We start from the raw sequence: 15,815 nt of genomic DNA, 5'->3' as shown, positions 1-15,815 counted from the left end.
GCAGTAGGCAATAGGGAAGGAAACACCTACTGCCTACTGCCTACTGCCTACTGCCGAACCACCTTCACCACCGTCCTGTCCGACAGCAACGGAAGCAGCCTCGCCATGGTCCGCGCCGTCACCGCCACGCAGCCTTGCGTCGGCGTGAAGCCCGGCCGGGCCAGATGGAAGAAGATCGCGCTGCCGCGCCCGCGCCGGCGAGGTGCGATGTTCCAGTCGAGCACCAGGCAGACATCATAGAGCCGGTCGTCGCGCTTCATCCGCTCATGGCTGGCGCCATAGGGGATCTTGACCGGGCGGTTGTAGTTGCGGTCGTCCGGCACCTCGCACCAGCCGAGATCCGGACCGATGGGCGCCATTGGCAGCCTCGTCCTGCGCCCGCCCGCGAAATGATCGCCCCGGAAATAGCCAGACAGGATGCGCATCGACGCCAACGGGGTCGCGCCGTCCCCTTCATGTTTGTTGGCCGAGATGCCGCCGCGCCCCAAAGCGCAGGGAAACACCGTTTTGCCGGCTTGCAGGAAGCCTTGCGCGGGGTTGCCGGGGCGCGCGCGCACCACCAAAACGTTCAAGCCTTTCGGCAAAAATGCGCCCGACGCATTGCGCGCACGTTTTTTCTTGTATGATTGGGTCACGGAACAAATCACTGTGATCGGCTGTTGCGCCGGTGAGCTTCCGCATAAATGGGGGGAGGTCAACTGAATATTCTTTTTAAAACAACGGATTGATCCATGACATCACGCACCATTCTGATCGTCGATGACGACGACGACTTGCGCGCCACCCTGGTTGAGCAGCTGGCGCTCTACGAAGAATTCGACGTCCAGCAAGAAGCGACCGCCGCAAAAGGCGTTGCCGCGGCGCGCAGCGGCGTCGTCGATCTGCTCATCATGGATGTCGGCCTGCCCGATATGGATGGCCGCGAGGCGGTGAAGATCCTGCGCAAGGGCGGCTACAAGGCGCCGATCATCATGCTGACCGGCCACGACACCGATTCCGACACGATCCTGGGTCTCGAGGCCGGCGCCAACGATTATGTGACCAAACCTTTCCGTTTCGCCGTGCTGCTCGCGCGCATCCGCGCCCAGCTTCGCCAGCATGAGCAGAGCGAGGATGCGACCTTCTCGGTCGGCCCCTACACGTTCAAGCCCAGCCAGAAGCTGCTTATCGATCCGCGCGGCGCCAAGGTGCGGCTGACCGAGAAGGAAGCCTCGATCATCAAATACCTCTATCGCGCCGACCAGAAGGTGGTGACGCGCGACGTTCTTTTGGAAGAGGTCTGGGGCTACAATTCCGGCGTCACCACGCACACGCTGGAGACCCATGTCTACCGGTTGCGCCAGAAGATCGAGCGCGATCCTTCCAATGCCGAAATTCTTGTGACAGAAAGCGGCGGCTACAAGCTGGTTCCTTAAACATTTCATGATCAAGAACAATTCGAGGAAAAGTGTGAAACGGTTGGGCTCGGCGGCTTCGCCGAGGACGACCGTCCGGAATTGCGTCGAAACAAACATTTAGGGCGGTCGGGCGGGACCGCTTCGGGTACGATCCTGGTGCTGGAGGGTGATGGGTCGGCTCGTTGCACGCATCGCATGATGCACGGTGGAGCGTTTCGCGCGCCCAGTAGGGCGCGCCGCTCCAAAGGAGGGACTGGACTGACCGCTCGGGGACACAGCTAGGATGGCGCTGGATGACGACATCCGCATTCTGTCAAGCGTGAAGCTTTTCCAGGGCTTCACGCAGGAACAGCTGCGCCTGCTCGCCTTCGGCGCCGAGACCACCGTGCTGCAGGCCGACCATAAGCTGTACCGCGAGGACGATGTCGCTGACTCTGCCTATATCGTGGTCAGCGGTTTGATCGCGCTCTATCGGGAGCTAGGCGGCAAACGCGTCCCGATCGGTACGGCAGGCCCAGGCACCATGTTGAGCGAACTGGCGCTGATCGCCGATACCAACCGGCTGACCAGCGCCTCGGCCGCGGTCGACTCGGAAGTGATCCGATTGAGCCGCAAGATGTTCCACCGGATCCTGGAAGAATATCCGGAGATCGCGGTGCTGTTGCATGACCGCATCCTGGAGGAATTCCAGCAGATGATCGCCCGCATCGAGGAACTGGCGCCAAGGTTTACGGAATAGATGCGCCGGCCAGCGCCTTCGTCATTCTAGGGCGGAGCAAGGAGCGAAGCGACGCGCGCAGACCCTCTAGAATTCATTCCGTGACGTTGACGCTTCGCCGCGTTGCTGAATGAGGTTTTCTGGGCGAGGCGGCCTGCCCAAGGCTTCTTTGTTCTGCATCGTTGCATCCTTCGGCACCGGTAACGGATCCTAGGGTCTGCGCGCCGCTACGCGGCGCTCCGCCCTAGGATGACGAACGCGAAGGTTTGCGTCTCTTAACCGCCGACGTCGAACCTCAATCCAATTCAAACTTCGCAATCACCGGCACATGGTCGGACGGCTTCTCCCAGCCACGCGCCGCCTGCAGGATCTCGTAGCCGGCGAAAGCCGGCACCAGGTTGGCGGACGACCAGACATGGTCGAGGCGGCGGCCGCGGTTCGACGCCTGCCAGTCTTTCGCGCGGTAGCTCCACCACGTGTAGAGTTTCTGCTCGGCCGGCACATCGAGCCGCATCAGGTCGACCCAGCCGCCGGCCTTGCGCATCGCCTCGAAATTTGTCGTCTCGACCGGCGTGTGGCTGACGACGTTGAGCAATTGCTTGTGCGACCAGACGTCGTGTTCCTGCGGCGCGATGTTCAGGTCGCCGACCAGGATCGAGGCGGACGATTCGTCCCCGCTCGCCGGTACGGAGTTCATCTCGTAGACGAAATCGAGCTTGTGGCGGAATTTGCGGTTGATCTCCGGATCCGGCTCGTCGCCGCCGGCCGGCACGTAGAAATTGTGCACCAACACCGACTTGCCGCCCGCCTGCACCCTGACCGACAGATGCCGGCTGTCGTCGATCTCGCAGAACCGTCGCTTTTCGACCAGCTCGATCGGGCGGCGGGCGACCGTGGCGACGCCGTGATAGCCCTTCTGGCCGTGGAACACGATGTGCTCGTAGCCCGCCTTGCGGAAGGCTTTTTCCGGGAACAGCTCGTCGGGGACCTTGGTTTCCTGCAAGCAGAGAACATCGGGCGCGTGCTCTTTCAGGAGCCGCTCGACGATCGGCATGCGCAGGCGCACGGAGTTGATATTCCAGGTGGCGATGGTGAAGGGCATTCAGGCGGGTCCGGCAAGAGATCGCCGATCTAGTGCCAGCCGCGCGCCGTAAAGACAAGCCGGACTATGCCCTGCTCCGGCTTGTAGGTTCGCTGAGATTCAGGTCAGGACGAGCCGAGAATGGTGGCTGCCGAGAACCGGAGCGGAGCGTACTTGAAATACGTGAGCACCGGAAGCGCAGGAAGCCGCCATTCGCAGGCCGGCCTCACCTGAATATCGGCGGACCTACCTGGTCTTGGTATTGAGTTCTCTGTTGGCCGTATAGTCGATCGCGAAAGTGTCGGCCGGGAAGTTGCCGCCTTCCTTGACGTTGAAGATCATCACCGTCGTGTCTTTCCCTTGAGCGTCGGTGATCGTCCACTGGCGCAGCTCGTAGGTCTTCGGATCGAACATCATGGTGATCGTCGCATTGCCGAACACCGATTTGTCGGAAAGCTTGATGGTGGTGAGGTCGTCCTCTTCCTTGACGGCCTTGACGCGCCCGCCGGATAGGTCGATGCGGTCGTCGAGCAGCAATTTCAGCGGCGTCTTCGACAGCGGGTAGAGGTCGGAGGTGTTGAGCTTCTTGTTGAGGATCACCACCGACTTGCCGTCGGAGATGACGCGGAAGTTCGAGGATCCGTCATAGTTGAAGCGGATCTTGCCCGGACGTTCGAGGAAGAACTTGCCGCCGGTCTGCTCGCCTTTCGGCCCGAACTGGACGAACTCGCCGCTCATCGACTTCACCGAGGAGAAATGATCGGCGATCTTCTGCGCCGCCGGCGGTACCGCGGCCTGCGCGGCGGCCACGAGCTGATAGCCCGGCACGAGATTGAGAGCGGCGGCTCCGCCAAGCATCAGGCCGAGGCCAAGGACTTGGCGGCGGGTGAGGGCGAATTCGGTCTGGGTCTTCATGCCGGTCACTTTCTGTGATTCGTGTGGTGGCAGTATCTGGACTCCCACTAGGGCCTAAGTTTGGCGGCTAGGCGAGAGCCCGCATTGAACGCGCCAGACGATTTCCGGTTGCCAGCTGACCCGGATCGGTGTCTCGCCGCGCCAGGGTTTGTCGAGATTCAGGTCAGGCCGAGTCGAAAATGGTGGTTTCCGAGAACCGGCCTACGCCGGCCGTAGCCTTCATAGAGCGGAGACCCTCATGAGGGCTTCGGCCGGCGAAGGCCGGAGCGGAGCGTACTTTTCGTACGTGAGCACCGGAAGCGCAGGAAGCCGCCATTTGCAGGCCGGCCTCACCTGAATATCGATAAGCCCTAGAATTTGTCCTCTTCTGTCGGCACCAGGATCTCGCGTTTGCCGGCATGGTTAGCTGGGCCGACAATGCCTTCCTTCTCCATCTTCTCGATGATCGAGGCGGCGCGGTTATAGCCGATGCCGAGCCGGCGCTGGATGTAGCTGGTCGAGGCCTTGCCGTCGCGCAGCACCACCGCCACCGCCTGGTCGTAGGGGTCGTCGGAATCCTCGAAATTGCCGCCGCCACTGCCGCCGGAGCCGCTCTTGCCCGACGGACCGTCCTCGTCGTCTTCCTCGTCGTCCTCGGTGATGGCGTCGAGATATTCCGGCACGCCCTGCAGCTTCAGATGCCCGACGACCTTCTCGACCTCGTCGTCCGAGACGAACGGGCCGTGGACGCGCTGGATGCGGCCGCCGCCGGCCATGTAGAGCATGTCGCCCATGCCGAGCAGTTGCTCGGCGCCCTGCTCGCCAAGGATGGTGCGGCTGTCGATCTTCGACGTCACTTGGAAGGAGATGCGGGTCGGGAAATTGGCCTTGATGGTGCCGGTGATGACGTCGACCGACGGGCGCTGCGTCGCCATGATCACATGGATGCCGGCGGCGCGCGCCATCTGCGCCAGGCGCTGCACCGCGCCTTCGATGTCCTTGCCGGCCACCATCATCAGGTCGGCCATCTCGTCGATGATGACCACGATATAGGGCATCGGCTCGAGATCGAGGTCCTCGGTCTCGTAGATCGCCTCGCCCGTCTGGCGGTCGAAGCCGGTCTGCACTGTGCGGGAGATCTTTTCGCCCTTCTTCTCGGCCTGCTGGACGCGCGCATTGAAGCCGTCGATGTTGCGCACGCCGACCTTGGACATCTTGCGGTAGCGGTCCTCCATCTCGCGCACCGTCCATTTCAGCGCGACGACCGCCTTCTTCGGATCGGTGACGACCGGCGTGAGCAAATGTGGGATGCCGTCATAGACCGACAATTCCAGCATCTTGGGGTCGATCATGATCAGCCGGCATTCCTGCGGCGTCAGCCGATAGAGCAGCGACAGGATCATGGTGTTGATGGCGACCGATTTGCCCGAGCCGGTGGTGCCGGCGACCAGCACGTGCGGCATCTTGGCGATGTCGACGATGACGGCCTCGCCGTTGATCGTCTTGCCGAGCGCCAGCGCCAGCTTGGCCTTGGTCGTCTCGAAATCGCGGCTGGCCATGATCTCTCTGAGATAGACCGTCTCGCGCTTGGCGTTGGGCAGCTCGATGCCGATGGCGTTGCGTCCCGGAACGACGGCGACGCGGCAGGCGATCGCGCTCATCGAGCGGGCGATGTCGTCGGAAAGGCCAATGACGCGCGAGGACTTGATGCCGGGCGCCGGCTCCAGTTCGTAAAGCGTGACGACCGGGCCTGGGCGGACATGGATGATCTCGCCCTTGACGCCGAAATCCTCCAGCACGCCTTCGAGCAGGCGCGCGTTCTGCTCCAGCGCGTCCTTCGACAGGCTTGGATCCTTGGCGATGTTCTTCGGCTCCGACAGGAAGTGCAGCGACGGCATCTCGAACGTGTCGGAGCCGATCAGCGAAGTCTGCGCCTCGCGCTGGACGCGGGCGCCCGGCACGGGTCGCGCCGCCGGAGCCGCGACGCGGGTCGCGGCATCGGAGCGGAAATTCTGTACCCTGGCGCCCGGCGCGGCGCGGCGCTGGGTGGGCGCCTCGTCGTCGAAATCGTCAACGTCGGCGTCTTCGTCCTCCTCGTCGCCGAAAATGTCCTCATCGACAGGATCGACCGAAACGCTGCGGTCATTGACCATGGCGGCGAAGAATTCCGGCTCGACGCGGGCGCGGCCGCCGGGGCTCATGCGGGCCTCGGCGAACTCGGCCGATTCGACCCGCTCGGCCGCGCGCCGCCAGGCGCTGGCCTTGGGCTCCATCGCCGGTTCGAATTCGTCGCGCTCGCGCCTGCGCCGCTCGGCGCGGCGGTGCAGGAAGGCGCGGAACGACAGCCACCAATGGGTGATGGCGCCGAGCGCCAGTATCCCCTCGTCGCCCTCGTCCTCATCCTCGTCGAACAACATCTCGTCCTGCTCGCGCGGATCGGGCCGGGCGGCGCGCTCCGTGACGGCAAAGCCGTTCTTGCGCGCGATCAATGCCGAGCCATAGGCGAACAGCCACAACATCGGCGCGGCGAGGATGACCGCTATGATGCTGGCGAACAGGCCTTTCGGATAACCGCCGACCGCGATGCCCGGGATTTTCAGCACCATGTCGCCGAACACGCCGCCAAGGCCGGTGGGCAGCGGCCAGGTGTTTGGCGGCGTCACGCAGCCGGCGATGGCCGCGGCGGTGAGCGCAAAGCCGAACCAGGCAAAGCCGCGCTTCGGCAATTTGTCGACCCCGCGCGCGGAAAACAGAAGGAAGCCCCAGATCACCGCCGGCACCAACCCCGCGACGGCGGCAAGACCGAAGAACTGCATGGCGAGGTCGGAGAACACCGCGCCGGCATAGCCCATGGCGTTGGTGACGACGTTGCTGGTGGCGTGCGAGAAGCTCGGATCGGCGACATTCCACGTGGCTAGAGCGGCAATGCCGAAGGCGGTGAACAGGAACAGCCCCGCACCGACCAGCCGCCCGACCTGACGCCGCGCGAATGCCTGGATGCCGTGCCCCGTATCGGTCAGCGCGAGCGGTGCTGAAGCGCCTGAACGCATGCTCTTCCCCGTGATCGTTGCCTGGCCGGGCGCATGGCGCATTCCGGCAGATTCGAACGCCAGACTATCGGGGGGAAGGTTAAGGCCGCATTAACCATGGGCCTTTGCCCGCATGGCGCGGAGCCATGGCGCGGAAACAAAGATGGCAGGCCTCGCGGCCCGCCACCTCCTTGTCTTCAAACGCCGTAGGATCAGGCCCTTCCGGAACCTGACCTTCCACGATCACTCGTTGGCGCCGCCATAGGCCTTGAGATTGGCGCAGAATTCGGCGTGGGGCTTGCTCATCGCCGCGTCCTGGCACTCCTTCATCATCGCGTCCTGCTTGTCCTTCGGCATCGAAGCCCAGGCCGCCTTGAAGCCGGCCTCCGGCTTCATGGTCTTCATGCTGGAGTCGGTGAAGAACGGGGCCATGTTGTCCGGCTCATCGAGAGCACCGGCGAGTGCAACGCCGCTGATCATCGAAAGAGCCATTGCTCCCAGGACGATGTTCTTGATGTTCATCAGGTGGTTTCCTTCCCTCTTGTTCTGGCGGACGCCTTGATGACGCTCGCTATCCCAGTACGGAATCTGACGGGCTGATGTTTCATTCCGACGGATCAAGTGAATGTGATCGAAATGGCTTGGATCATCGCCCGGCAAAAAAAGGAGGCCCGGAAGGGTGTTCCGGGCCTCAAGGCGTGAGCGCTTTTCGAGAGCGTCACGACGGGATCTTGGGAGGAATTCCGGGCCGGCGGGAGGAGGGTCCGCCGGCCCTTGGCGAAGTCTGCCTTACGGCACAACTTCGCCGTGCTGGGTGACGTCGAGGCCTTCGACCTCTTCCTGGGTCGACGGACGCAGGCCGACCAGAGCCTTGACGATGTAGAGGATCACGAAGGTGGCGATCGCCGTCCACAGGATGGTGAAGGCGATGCCATAGAGCTGCTTGCCGACCGAGGCGTCCTTGCCGAGGGCGTTGATCGCCGGATCTGCCAGCGCGCCGGTGAGCAGCGCGCCGACGATGCCGCCGACGCCGTGGACGCCGAAGGCGTCGAGCGAGTCGTCATAGCCGAACGCGTGCTTGAGCTTGACCGCCGACAGGTAGCAGACCACGCCGGCGATGATGCCGATGATGAAGGCGCCGGTCGGGTTGACGAAGCCGGAAGCCGGCGTCACCGCGACGAGGCCGGCAACGGCGCCCGAGATGATGCCGAGCACCGAAGGCTTCTTGGCGACGATCCATTCGGCGAACATCCAGGCCAGCGCCGCGGCGGCGGTGGCGACCTGCGTGTTCATCATAGCCGCGCCCGCAAGGCCGTCGGCGGCCAGTTCCGAACCGGCGTTGAAGCCGAACCAGCCGACCCACAGCAGCGACGCGCCGATCACGGAATAAACGAGGTTATGCGGCGCCATATTGGTGGTGCCGTAGCCCTCGCGCTTGCCGAGCACCAGCGCGCAGACCAGGCCCGCGACACCGGCGTTGATATGGACGACCGTGCCGCCGGCGAAGTCGAGCACGCCGGCCGAACCGAGGAAGCCGCCGCCCCACACCCAGTGCGCGATCGGCGCGTAGACGAAGACCAGCCACAGGCCCATGAAGATCAACAGCGCCGAGAACTTCATGCGCTCGGCGAAGGCGCCGGCGATCAGCGCCGGCGTGATGATGGCGAAGGTCATCTGGAACATCGAGAAGACGAATTCAGGAATGTTCGCCACGCCCGGCGCCCACAGCGTCGAGACGGTGATGCCGTGATGGAAGAATTTCGAGAAGCCGCCGAGATAGGCGTTCGTGGCGCCGCCGTCGGAGAAGGCGAGCGAATAGCCGAACATGAACCACAGCACCGTCACCAGGCAGGTGATGGCGAAGCTCTGCATGATGGTGGCGAGCACGTTCTTCTTGCGCACCATGCCGCCGTAGAACAGCGCCAGGCCCGGGATGGTCATCATCAGCACCAGCGCCGTCGAGGTCAGCATCCAGGCGGTGTTGCCGGTGTCGAGCGCGGGCGCCGGCGCGGCGGGCGCCGCGGCAGTAGCTGCCGGGGCGGCCTCCTGCGCTATGGCGGCGACGGTGCTCACGGCCACGAGCGCGAGCGAAGCGGCCGCGCGTCCCATCGTCTTCAAGGTGGAAGGAATATTCATTGAACTCTCCGTTGGAATGGATGGTCGCCGCTTAGAGCGCGTCGGTGTCTGTTTCGCCGGTGCGGATGCGTACCGCCTGGTCGATGCCGAAGACGAAGATCTTGCCGTCGCCGATCTGACCGGTCTTGGCGGCGGCGGTGATGGCTTCGACGGCCTTGTCGACCATGTCGGCGCCGACCGCGACCTCGATCTTGATCTTGGGCAGGAAGCTGACCGCGTATTCCGCGCCGCGATAGATTTCGGTATGCCCCTTCTGACGCCCGTAGCCTTTGACCTCGGTGACGGTCAGGCCCTGGATGCCGACGGCGGTTAGCGCTTCGCGCACCTCGTCGAGCTTGAACGGCTTGATGATTGCCATCACGATTTTCATAAGGTTTCACCCTTTGCTGTTGCGGTCCCCCGCGTTTGCACACCTTCACCGATCCCGAGGAGCCGGAGAGTGCCCGACAGGATTCAAGCTCCGTGCCAATTGCCGAAGCAGGGTGTTAACCTATTGTAAACAAAGAGAATGGGCGATCGGTGCACATCATTCGCGCACGGGCATGGCAGCATACCTGCCCATAAAATAGGCAAAAAATCGAAAATGCACGTATTCCAGGCAGTAGCCTGAAGCCGGCTCAGCGTTTCAGCCGGATCAGGCCTTCCTGGGCGACCGAGGCGATCAGCGTCCCATCCCGCGCGAACAGCGAGCCGCGAGTGAAGCCGCGCGACCCTTGCGTCGACGGGCTGTCCTGAGTGTAGAGGATCCAGTCGTCCAGCGAATGACTGCGGTGGAACCACATGGCGTGGTCGAGGCTGGCGGCCTGGATGTCGCGGTCGAAGATGGCGCGGCCATGCGCGAAAGTCGAGGTGTCGAGCAGCGTCATGTCGGAGAGATAGGCAAGCACCGCCGCCTGAATGGCGCGGTCTTCCGGCACCGGGCCGGTGGTGCGGATCCAGATGTTCTGCTGCGGCTCCAGCTTCTCGCGGCTCGTGTAGTGCTTCAGCATCACCGGCTTCATCTCGATCGGCCGGTCGCGCTCCCAGTAGCGCCTGATGCCTTCCGGCACCGCCTCGCCGAACTTGCCGAGCAGCTCGCGTTGGGTGAGCAGCGTGTCGGGCGCCGGCACGTCGCGCGGCATCGGCAGCTGATGCTCGAGCCCGACCTCATCCTGCTGGAAGGACGCCTCCAGCGAGAAGATCGCCTGGCCATGCTGGATCGCCACCACCCGGCGGGTGGTAAAGGAGCCGCCGTCGCGGATGCGGTCGACCTCGTAGACGATCGGCAGCTTGGTGTCGCCCGGCCGCATGAAATAGCCGTGCAGCGAATGCACGTGGCGTTCGGGTTCCACCGTGCGCTGCGCGGCGACCAGCGCCTGGGCGATGGTCTGGCCGCCGAACACGCGCTGCCAGTCGACCTTGGGGCTGCGACCACGATACAGATTGTGTTCGAGCTGCTCGAGGTCGAGAATGTCGAGAAGCTCGTCCATGGCCGCTGTCATGTTTGAAATCCTTCACGGATGTGCCATGGCCGGTTTCGGACAGGACGCGCAGGCAGTCAAGGCCGCAATGGCGGCCGCCGCAGCCGCGAAAGGATGATGCCATGGTCGACCGCAAGCCGGATGCAGCAGGCGCCAATGGGAAGCGCGAAGCGCCGCTCGACGTGCTCATCGCCGGCGCCGGCTATGTCGGCCTCACCGCCGCCGTGTCGCTGAAGCAGGCGCGCCCTAGCCTCGCCATCGCCGTCGTCGACGCGGCCCCCGCCGGCGTCTGGCAGCGCGACGGCCGCGCCTCGGCCATCGCGGCAGCCGCCAGCCGCATGCTGGAACAGCTCGGCGTCTGGGAAGAGATCGCGCCGGAAGCGCAGGCGATCACCGAGATGATCATCACTGATTCGCGCGCCACCGACCCGGTGCGTCCGGTGTTTTTGACCTTCGACGGCGAGGTGGCGCCCGGCGAGCCTTTCGCCCACATGGTCGCCAACCGCGACCTGAACGGCGCGCTGCGCCGACGCGCCGAAAAGCTTGGCATCGACATCATCGAAGGCATGGCGGTCAGCGCCTTCGACGCGAATGGCGCCGGCATCACCGTGCATTTGGCCGATGGTGCCGCACTGAAGGCGCGGCTGCTGGTCGCCGCCGATGGCGTCAATTCGAAGCTGCGCGACATGGCCGGCATCAAGACCGTGAAATGGGAATACGGCCAGTCCGGCATCGTCTGCACGGTGGCGCATGAGCGCCCGCACAACGGTCGCGCCGAGGAGCATTTTCTGCCGGCGGGTCCCTTCGCCACGCTGCCGCTGAAGCCGGACAAGGACGGGACCAACCGCTCCTCGATCGTCTGGGTCGAGCGCACGGAGGATGCCAAGGCGCTGGTCGAGGGCGACGAGTTCGTCTTCGAGCACGATCTGGAGCTGCGCTTCGGCCTGAAGCTCGGCGAAATAAGAGTTGCCGACAAGCCGCGCGCCTGGCCGCTCGGCCTGACGCTCGCCCGCGCCTTCGTCGCACCGCGCTTCGCGCTGGCCGGCGATGCCGCGCACGGCATCCACCCGATCGCCGGCCAGGGCCTCAATCTGGGCTTCAAGGATGTCGCGGCGCTCGCCGAAGTGGTGGTCGAGGCCGACCGGCTCGGCCAGGATATCGGCGCCCTCGACGTGCTCGAGCGCTACCAGCAATGGCGCCGCTTCGACACGCTGCAGATGGGCATCACCACCGACGTTTTGAACCGCCTCTTCTCCAACGACATCGGCCCGCTGCGCCAGGTCCGCGACATCGGGCTGGGGCTGGTGGAACGCATGCCGCGGCTGAAGGAGTTCTTCATCCGCCAGGCCTCGGGCCTCTCCGGCGACACGCCGAGGCTGCTGAAGGGCGAGGCGATCTAGACTGCCTGCCGCCGCCTGATGGGACGGCAGGCGCTAGAAAATCGATACCTAGGGGCATTCCGGAAGGCTGAGCAGATTGTTCGGCTCGTCGCCGTCTGCTTCAGTCTTCAGATACTTGTTGCCGTATCGGCTAACAGCAACCACCACCCAAACGATATCCCCTTTCGGGCGATTCACATAGAAGCGCCACTCGCGGCTTTCAATGTAAGCGATAGCCTGCTGCTGCGTTATCTTCCATTGAGAGGTCACGTAACCACCCACATGCGTTATCCGCTCGTGGGGGTTACCTCGATCGAGCTTATTTATGCATTTGATTTCGACGGTTTTCGTTTGTGTCGCTTGGGACATTAGTCGGTTCCTAACATTCGAAAAATGTCAGGCTTGACCGCAGCGTGTTTTTGACTCAAAACACCCTTGCAAACATTTGCCGCGTCCCGCGCCTGACATCACCATGCGGGAAGTGAAGTTAGAAACCGTCGCCAGTGCCAGCTGTGCGGCGGTTTCGTCTCTTCACAATCGGCTAATGTTGTGGAGTGAGTCACCCGATTCTGTCAACGCGCAACACGTCTCCGCAAACGAGAATCTTCTCGGCGGACTTTTATACTTTATTCTCAATAAGTTAAGCTAGCTCCTCCCAGAGCAAACTTCTGCTTTTCCGCAGAACTTTCTCATCAATTACACCGAGCAAGACGACTCGTCCAGATTGTGCAACGCAATAAGTCACAACCGAATCGAATCAGTTCACCTCGAATCCCAGCTTCTGCCGCAGCCTCAGCATCCGCTGGTCGGCGATCCTGAGGCTCTGCCCGCCGCCTTGCGCGACGCGGTTCAACATCCTGAGCAGGTCGTCCCGCTCATGCGGATCGAGGCGCTCGCGCAGGAACGGCGCCAGCTTGTCGATGACGATCGTCGTGTCGTCGATCTGCGCGGCGGCCCATTTGGCGTAGACGACGGCCTCGTCGGTCTTCTTCTGGCTGTCCGCGATCTGCGTGATCACCTCGCGAATGACCGCCTCGCGCTGCGGCAGGACCGGACCGTGCTCCGCGACGATCGCGGTGATCAGCGTCGCCGCCGCCACCACCGGATCGTCGATCGCCGTCAGCGGTGAGAGCGCGGCCTGATTGCGCAATTTCTTGCGACGGATGTTGCCCTGGACGCGCCCGACGACGTCGGCCACCTCGCGCGCGGCGTCGCTCATATATTTCAGCCGGTACCACCAGATGGCGGCCGCTCCGAGCAGGCCGAGGATGGCGATCAGAAAAGGCATGCCGAATTCCCCCGAAATCGCGGCGACGATAAAAGAAGCGCGGCATCGCTTCAACACGCAACGGTTGCGGCCGGTGAAGAAACACTGAAGATGTTTCCCGCGAGAGACAGCTTCAACCGGCGCGCCGCGCCCATGCTGATCGGCGGCTATGACCCCGGCACGTCGTAGATCGCCCTGATCTCAACCGTGCCGAGCTCCGCCAGCGGGATCTTGGCCGCAATGTCGAGCGCCTCGGCAAGGTCCGCCGCCTCGACCATGACGAAGCCGAGCAGTTGCTCCTTGGTCTCGGCGAAGGGACCGTCGGTCACCAGCGCCTTGCCATTGCGCCGCCGGAGCGATTTCGACGTCTTCACCGACTGCAGCGCCTGCGCGATGACCAGCTTGCCTTGCCGGTCGAGCTCCCGGTCATAGCCGAGCGAGTCGGCATCGAGCTTGGCCATGCGCTCGGGGGTCAGCGCGTAGAGGTCCTTTTCCTCGCCATAGACCAGCAGCACATATTTCATTTCGAGCTTCCTTTCGTTGACGCATTATAGGAGGCGACGGTGTCGGTTTTGCCTGCCATCGCCGCATGGTCGAGCAGGCATGCCGCGACGCCGATGATGGCGATGGCCGCCGCTAGCCGGCCGAAGCCGAGCGCCGGCGGATCCAGCCAGAATTCTTCAAGTCGCCTCCCTTTTCGCTCGGGCTTTCCCCAGATCGCAAGAAACAGATTGTCCATCTTAACCTCCATCGGCCGGGAGTGGCCGCCCGCAGGACGGTCGGGCAGACGGGAAGTCGACATTTTTGCATGCGCTTTTTTTTGAGAATTTTCGAAGCGCCTCGCGCAAGCACAATCATACCGGGCCATGGATGGTCTTCCGCCGCGCCCGCGCTATAGTTCCAGGAACGTCGGCGCCCGCCGGCGCAAACCCCGACAAGGCAGGAGGATTCCATGGACCGCACCGCAAACGCCGTCTGGAAGGGCAATCTGAAGGAAGGCAACGGCACGCTGGACACCCAGAGCGGCACCTTGAAGGGCACGCCCTATTCGTTCAAGGCGCGTTTCGAGGACGAGAGCGGCAAATCCGGCACCAATCCGGAAGAGCTGATCGCCGCCGCGCATGCCGGCTGCTACGCCATGCAGCTGTCGCACTTCCTGGCCGAAAACGGCACGCCGGCCGCCGAGCTCGACGCCAAGGCGGTGGTGACGCTGGTGCCCGGCACCGGCATCACCGGCAGCGCCATCACCCTGGTCGGCAAGGTGCCGGGCATCGACGCGGCGAAATTCAAGGAATTGGCCGAGAAGGCCAAGACCGAATGCCCGGTGTCGAAGGCGCTGGGAGCGATCAAGGTGTCGTTGGATGCGAAATTGGGGTGATCAGTTTCGCGGGCAGCGATCCTTCGCCCCCTCTCTGCCCTGCCGGGCATCTCCCCCTCAAGGGGGGAGATTAGCAGTTTCATCGCCGTCGCTTCTCCAACGGCGGTAATTAGCGAAAGCCGACGTGACATCCAATCTCCCCCCTTGAGGGGGAGATGTCCGGCAGGACAGAGAGGGGGGCCTCGCACCAACGTTTCTGGTGAGAGTTGATCAGCCCCCCAGCGCCTCGATCTTGGCGCGCAACGCCGCGACCTCCTCCTCGAGCGCGCGAACACGGGCTTCGAGATCGTTCTCCGATAATGCCGGCTGCCAGGGCGCCGCCGCCGCCGCTGCTGCTTCCACCGGACCACTCAGCAGATGCACATAGCGCTCCTCGCGCTGGCCGGGCGCGCGCTCGAGCAGCTGGATCAGCGGCGGCCGGCGGCCGATCATCAGGTCTAGATTGTCGCGCAGCTCCTCTATCGAGGCAAAGCGCGCCATGCGTTCCGAGCGGGCGAGCAATTCATGCGCCGTCTGCGCGCCGCGCAACAGCAGCAGCCCGATTACCGCGACCTGCGGCGTGGTCAGCGAAAAGCGCTGCGCCATCAGATGCTCGTAGCGCTCGACGCGCGAAGCGAAGGCCTGGCGCACGAGGCCTTTCTGCTCGAGCGTGCTCAAGGCCCGCCGGATTTCGGTGAGCTCCAGCGCCATCACCGGCTCGCGCGCCGTCTTCTGGTTGGCGGCCTGGTGCGTGCCGTTGAGCGTCAACGGATAGACGTCCGGCGTCAGCTCCTTCTTCTCGATCAAGGAACCCAGCACACGCGCTTCGACGGGTGAGAGGACGGGAAGATCGGTCATGGGTTGCCTATCCTTTCTGACGCTGGCGGGACAGCGCCCCCCTCTGTCCTGCCGGACATCTCCCCCACTTGGGGGGAGATTAGCAGCTTCGCTGACGGCGCCTCATCCTTCAACCTTGGAGATTGGCGAAAGCCGCGGTGACGGCCAATCTCCCCAGGTGTCGGCTAGGGCATATACACATCTCGCAAGGCCCAACCGTCGGCACAGGCACGGAAGTATGCGAGGCCGTTGTAGAAGGT

The 15,815-nt window shown here is 63.7% G+C and carries 17 protein-coding genes; 4 read left to right on the top strand and 13 right to left on the bottom strand.

The genetic code is table 11. The annotated features are described in order from the left end of the window. Positions 1 to 47 precede the first annotated feature (47 nt). Positions 48 to 647 (bottom strand): L,D-transpeptidase, encoded by a 600-nt coding sequence (locus FJ425_RS26155; RefSeq protein ID WP_140727115.1) that lies wholly within the window; start codon positions 645 to 647, stop codon positions 48 to 50. 84 nt (positions 648 to 731) lie between these two features. Here FJ425_RS26155 and FJ425_RS26150 point away from each other — a divergent pair, with 84 nt between their 5' ends. After that, complete coding sequence (locus FJ425_RS26150; RefSeq protein WP_095769573.1) at positions 732 to 1,415, top strand: response regulator transcription factor; 684 nt, start codon at positions 732 to 734, stop codon at positions 1,413 to 1,415. A gap of 265 nt (positions 1,416 to 1,680) precedes the next feature. Beyond that, on the top strand, positions 1,681 to 2,136 hold the full coding sequence (locus tag FJ425_RS26145) for a cyclic nucleotide-binding domain-containing protein (RefSeq protein WP_140545468.1): 456 nt from the start codon (positions 1,681 to 1,683) through the stop codon (positions 2,134 to 2,136). 274 nt (positions 2,137 to 2,410) lie between these two features. On the opposite strand, the gene xth is transcribed toward FJ425_RS26145, so the two are convergent. The 7 genes from xth to tesB form a co-directional block, all read right to left on the bottom strand. After that, a complete protein-coding gene (xth, locus tag FJ425_RS26140) occupies positions 2,411 to 3,217 on the bottom strand; it encodes an exodeoxyribonuclease III (protein WP_140545469.1) in 807 nt (268 codons plus the stop codon). A gap of 225 nt (positions 3,218 to 3,442) precedes the next feature. Next, positions 3,443 to 4,111 (bottom strand): outer membrane lipoprotein carrier protein LolA, encoded by a 669-nt coding sequence (locus tag FJ425_RS26135; RefSeq protein WP_140545470.1) that lies wholly within the window; start codon positions 4,109 to 4,111, stop codon positions 3,443 to 3,445. A gap of 350 nt (positions 4,112 to 4,461) precedes the next feature. Further along, entirely contained in the window at positions 4,462 to 7,140 is a 2,679-nt protein-coding gene (locus FJ425_RS26130; protein ID WP_140726987.1) for a DNA translocase FtsK, read from the bottom strand. A gap of 222 nt (positions 7,141 to 7,362) precedes the next feature. Then, on the bottom strand, positions 7,363 to 7,641 hold the full coding sequence (locus tag FJ425_RS26125; protein ID WP_140545472.1) for a hypothetical protein: 279 nt from the start codon (positions 7,639 to 7,641) through the stop codon (positions 7,363 to 7,365). A gap of 267 nt (positions 7,642 to 7,908) precedes the next feature. Then, the gene (locus tag FJ425_RS26120; RefSeq protein ID WP_210200020.1) at positions 7,909 to 9,090 is read right to left on the bottom strand and encodes an ammonium transporter; all 1,182 of its coding nucleotides are present in this window, start codon (positions 9,088 to 9,090) and stop codon (positions 7,909 to 7,911) included. Between the two features lie 196 nt (positions 9,091 to 9,286). Next, entirely contained in the window at positions 9,287 to 9,625 is a 339-nt protein-coding gene (locus tag FJ425_RS26115) for a P-II family nitrogen regulator (protein WP_006327120.1), read from the bottom strand. A 247-nt stretch (positions 9,626 to 9,872) separates the two neighbouring features. Beyond that, on the bottom strand, positions 9,873 to 10,736 hold the full coding sequence (gene tesB / locus FJ425_RS26110; protein WP_140634823.1) for an acyl-CoA thioesterase II: 864 nt from the start codon (positions 10,734 to 10,736) through the stop codon (positions 9,873 to 9,875). Between the two features lie 101 nt (positions 10,737 to 10,837). Between tesB and FJ425_RS26105 the strand changes: the two genes are divergently transcribed. Then, complete coding sequence (locus FJ425_RS26105) at positions 10,838 to 12,115, top strand: ubiquinone biosynthesis hydroxylase (protein ID WP_140726982.1); 1,278 nt, start codon at positions 10,838 to 10,840, stop codon at positions 12,113 to 12,115. Between the two features lie 48 nt (positions 12,116 to 12,163). Here the strand turns inward: FJ425_RS26105 and FJ425_RS26100 are convergent, their stop codons facing one another. From FJ425_RS26100 to FJ425_RS32210, 4 genes are all read right to left on the bottom strand, one after another. Next, positions 12,164 to 12,463: a DUF3892 domain-containing protein gene (locus FJ425_RS26100; protein ID WP_140726979.1), complete on the bottom strand. Its 300-nt coding sequence runs from the start codon at positions 12,461 to 12,463 to the stop codon at positions 12,164 to 12,166. A gap of 388 nt (positions 12,464 to 12,851) precedes the next feature. Next, on the bottom strand, positions 12,852 to 13,382 hold the full coding sequence (locus FJ425_RS26095) for a hypothetical protein (RefSeq protein ID WP_140634827.1): 531 nt from the start codon (positions 13,380 to 13,382) through the stop codon (positions 12,852 to 12,854). Positions 13,383 to 13,528: 146 nt separating this feature from the next. Then, entirely contained in the window at positions 13,529 to 13,885 is a 357-nt protein-coding gene (locus tag FJ425_RS26090; RefSeq protein WP_140545477.1) for a YciI family protein, read from the bottom strand. Then, positions 13,882 to 14,229 carry a hypothetical protein gene (locus FJ425_RS32210; protein ID WP_246678009.1) on the bottom strand — a complete coding sequence of 116 codons (348 nt, stop codon included), beginning with the start codon at positions 14,227 to 14,229 and terminating at the stop codon, positions 13,882 to 13,884. Before FJ425_RS32210 ends, FJ425_RS26090 begins: the two co-directional genes overlap by 4 nt. An 84-nt stretch (positions 14,230 to 14,313) precedes the next feature. Between FJ425_RS32210 and FJ425_RS26080 the strand changes: the two genes are divergently transcribed. Continuing rightward, positions 14,314 to 14,739: an OsmC family protein gene (locus FJ425_RS26080; RefSeq protein ID WP_140726953.1), complete on the top strand. Its 426-nt coding sequence runs from the start codon at positions 14,314 to 14,316 to the stop codon at positions 14,737 to 14,739. Positions 14,740 to 14,949: 210 nt separating this feature from the next. On the opposite strand, the gene FJ425_RS26070 is transcribed toward FJ425_RS26080, so the two are convergent. Beyond that, the gene (locus FJ425_RS26070; RefSeq protein ID WP_140726950.1) at positions 14,950 to 15,576 is read right to left on the bottom strand and encodes a DUF480 domain-containing protein; all 627 of its coding nucleotides are present in this window, start codon (positions 15,574 to 15,576) and stop codon (positions 14,950 to 14,952) included. Between the last annotated feature and the right edge of the window lie 239 nt (positions 15,577 to 15,815).

Source organism: Mesorhizobium sp. B2-7-2, assembly GCF_006440775.1.
GTDB lineage: Bacteria > Pseudomonadota > Alphaproteobacteria > Rhizobiales > Rhizobiaceae > Mesorhizobium.
This window is presented reverse-complemented; position numbering and strand designations above follow the sequence as displayed.

Coding starts and splice junctions, on each gene's coding strand:
- FJ425_RS26080 (WP_140726953.1), top strand. CDS start 14,314: ATGGACCGCACCGCAAACGCCGTCTGGAAGGGCAATCTGAAGGAAGGC.
- FJ425_RS26100 (WP_140726979.1), bottom strand. CDS start 12,463: ATGTCCCAAGCGACACAAACGAAAACCGTCGAAATCAAATGCATAAAT.
- FJ425_RS26120 (WP_210200020.1), bottom strand. CDS start 9,090: ATGCTGACCTCGACGGCGCTGGTGCTGATGATGACCATCCCGGGCCTG.
- xth (WP_140545469.1), bottom strand. CDS start 3,217: ATGCCCTTCACCATCGCCACCTGGAATATCAACTCCGTGCGCCTGCGC.
- tesB (WP_140634823.1), bottom strand. CDS start 10,736: ATGACAGCGGCCATGGACGAGCTTCTCGACATTCTCGACCTCGAGCAG.
- FJ425_RS26105 (WP_140726982.1), top strand. CDS start 10,838: ATGGTCGACCGCAAGCCGGATGCAGCAGGCGCCAATGGGAAGCGCGAA.
- FJ425_RS26095 (WP_140634827.1), bottom strand. CDS start 13,382: ATGCCTTTTCTGATCGCCATCCTCGGCCTGCTCGGAGCGGCCGCCATC.
- FJ425_RS26115 (WP_006327120.1), bottom strand. CDS start 9,625: ATGAAAATCGTGATGGCAATCATCAAGCCGTTCAAGCTCGACGAGGTG.
- FJ425_RS26145 (WP_140545468.1), top strand. CDS start 1,681: ATGGCGCTGGATGACGACATCCGCATTCTGTCAAGCGTGAAGCTTTTC.
- FJ425_RS26125 (WP_140545472.1), bottom strand. CDS start 7,641: ATGAACATCAAGAACATCGTCCTGGGAGCAATGGCTCTTTCGATGATC.
- FJ425_RS26150 (WP_095769573.1), top strand. CDS start 732: ATGACATCACGCACCATTCTGATCGTCGATGACGACGACGACTTGCGC.
- FJ425_RS26090 (WP_140545477.1), bottom strand. CDS start 13,885: ATGAAATATGTGCTGCTGGTCTATGGCGAGGAAAAGGACCTCTACGCG.
- FJ425_RS26130 (WP_140726987.1), bottom strand. CDS start 7,140: ATGCGTTCAGGCGCTTCAGCACCGCTCGCGCTGACCGATACGGGGCAC.
- FJ425_RS26135 (WP_140545470.1), bottom strand. CDS start 4,111: ATGAAGACCCAGACCGAATTCGCCCTCACCCGCCGCCAAGTCCTTGGC.
- FJ425_RS32210 (WP_246678009.1), bottom strand. CDS start 14,229: ATGGCCCGGTATGATTGTGCTTGCGCGAGGCGCTTCGAAAATTCTCAA.
- FJ425_RS26070 (WP_140726950.1), bottom strand. CDS start 15,576: ATGACCGATCTTCCCGTCCTCTCACCCGTCGAAGCGCGTGTGCTGGGT.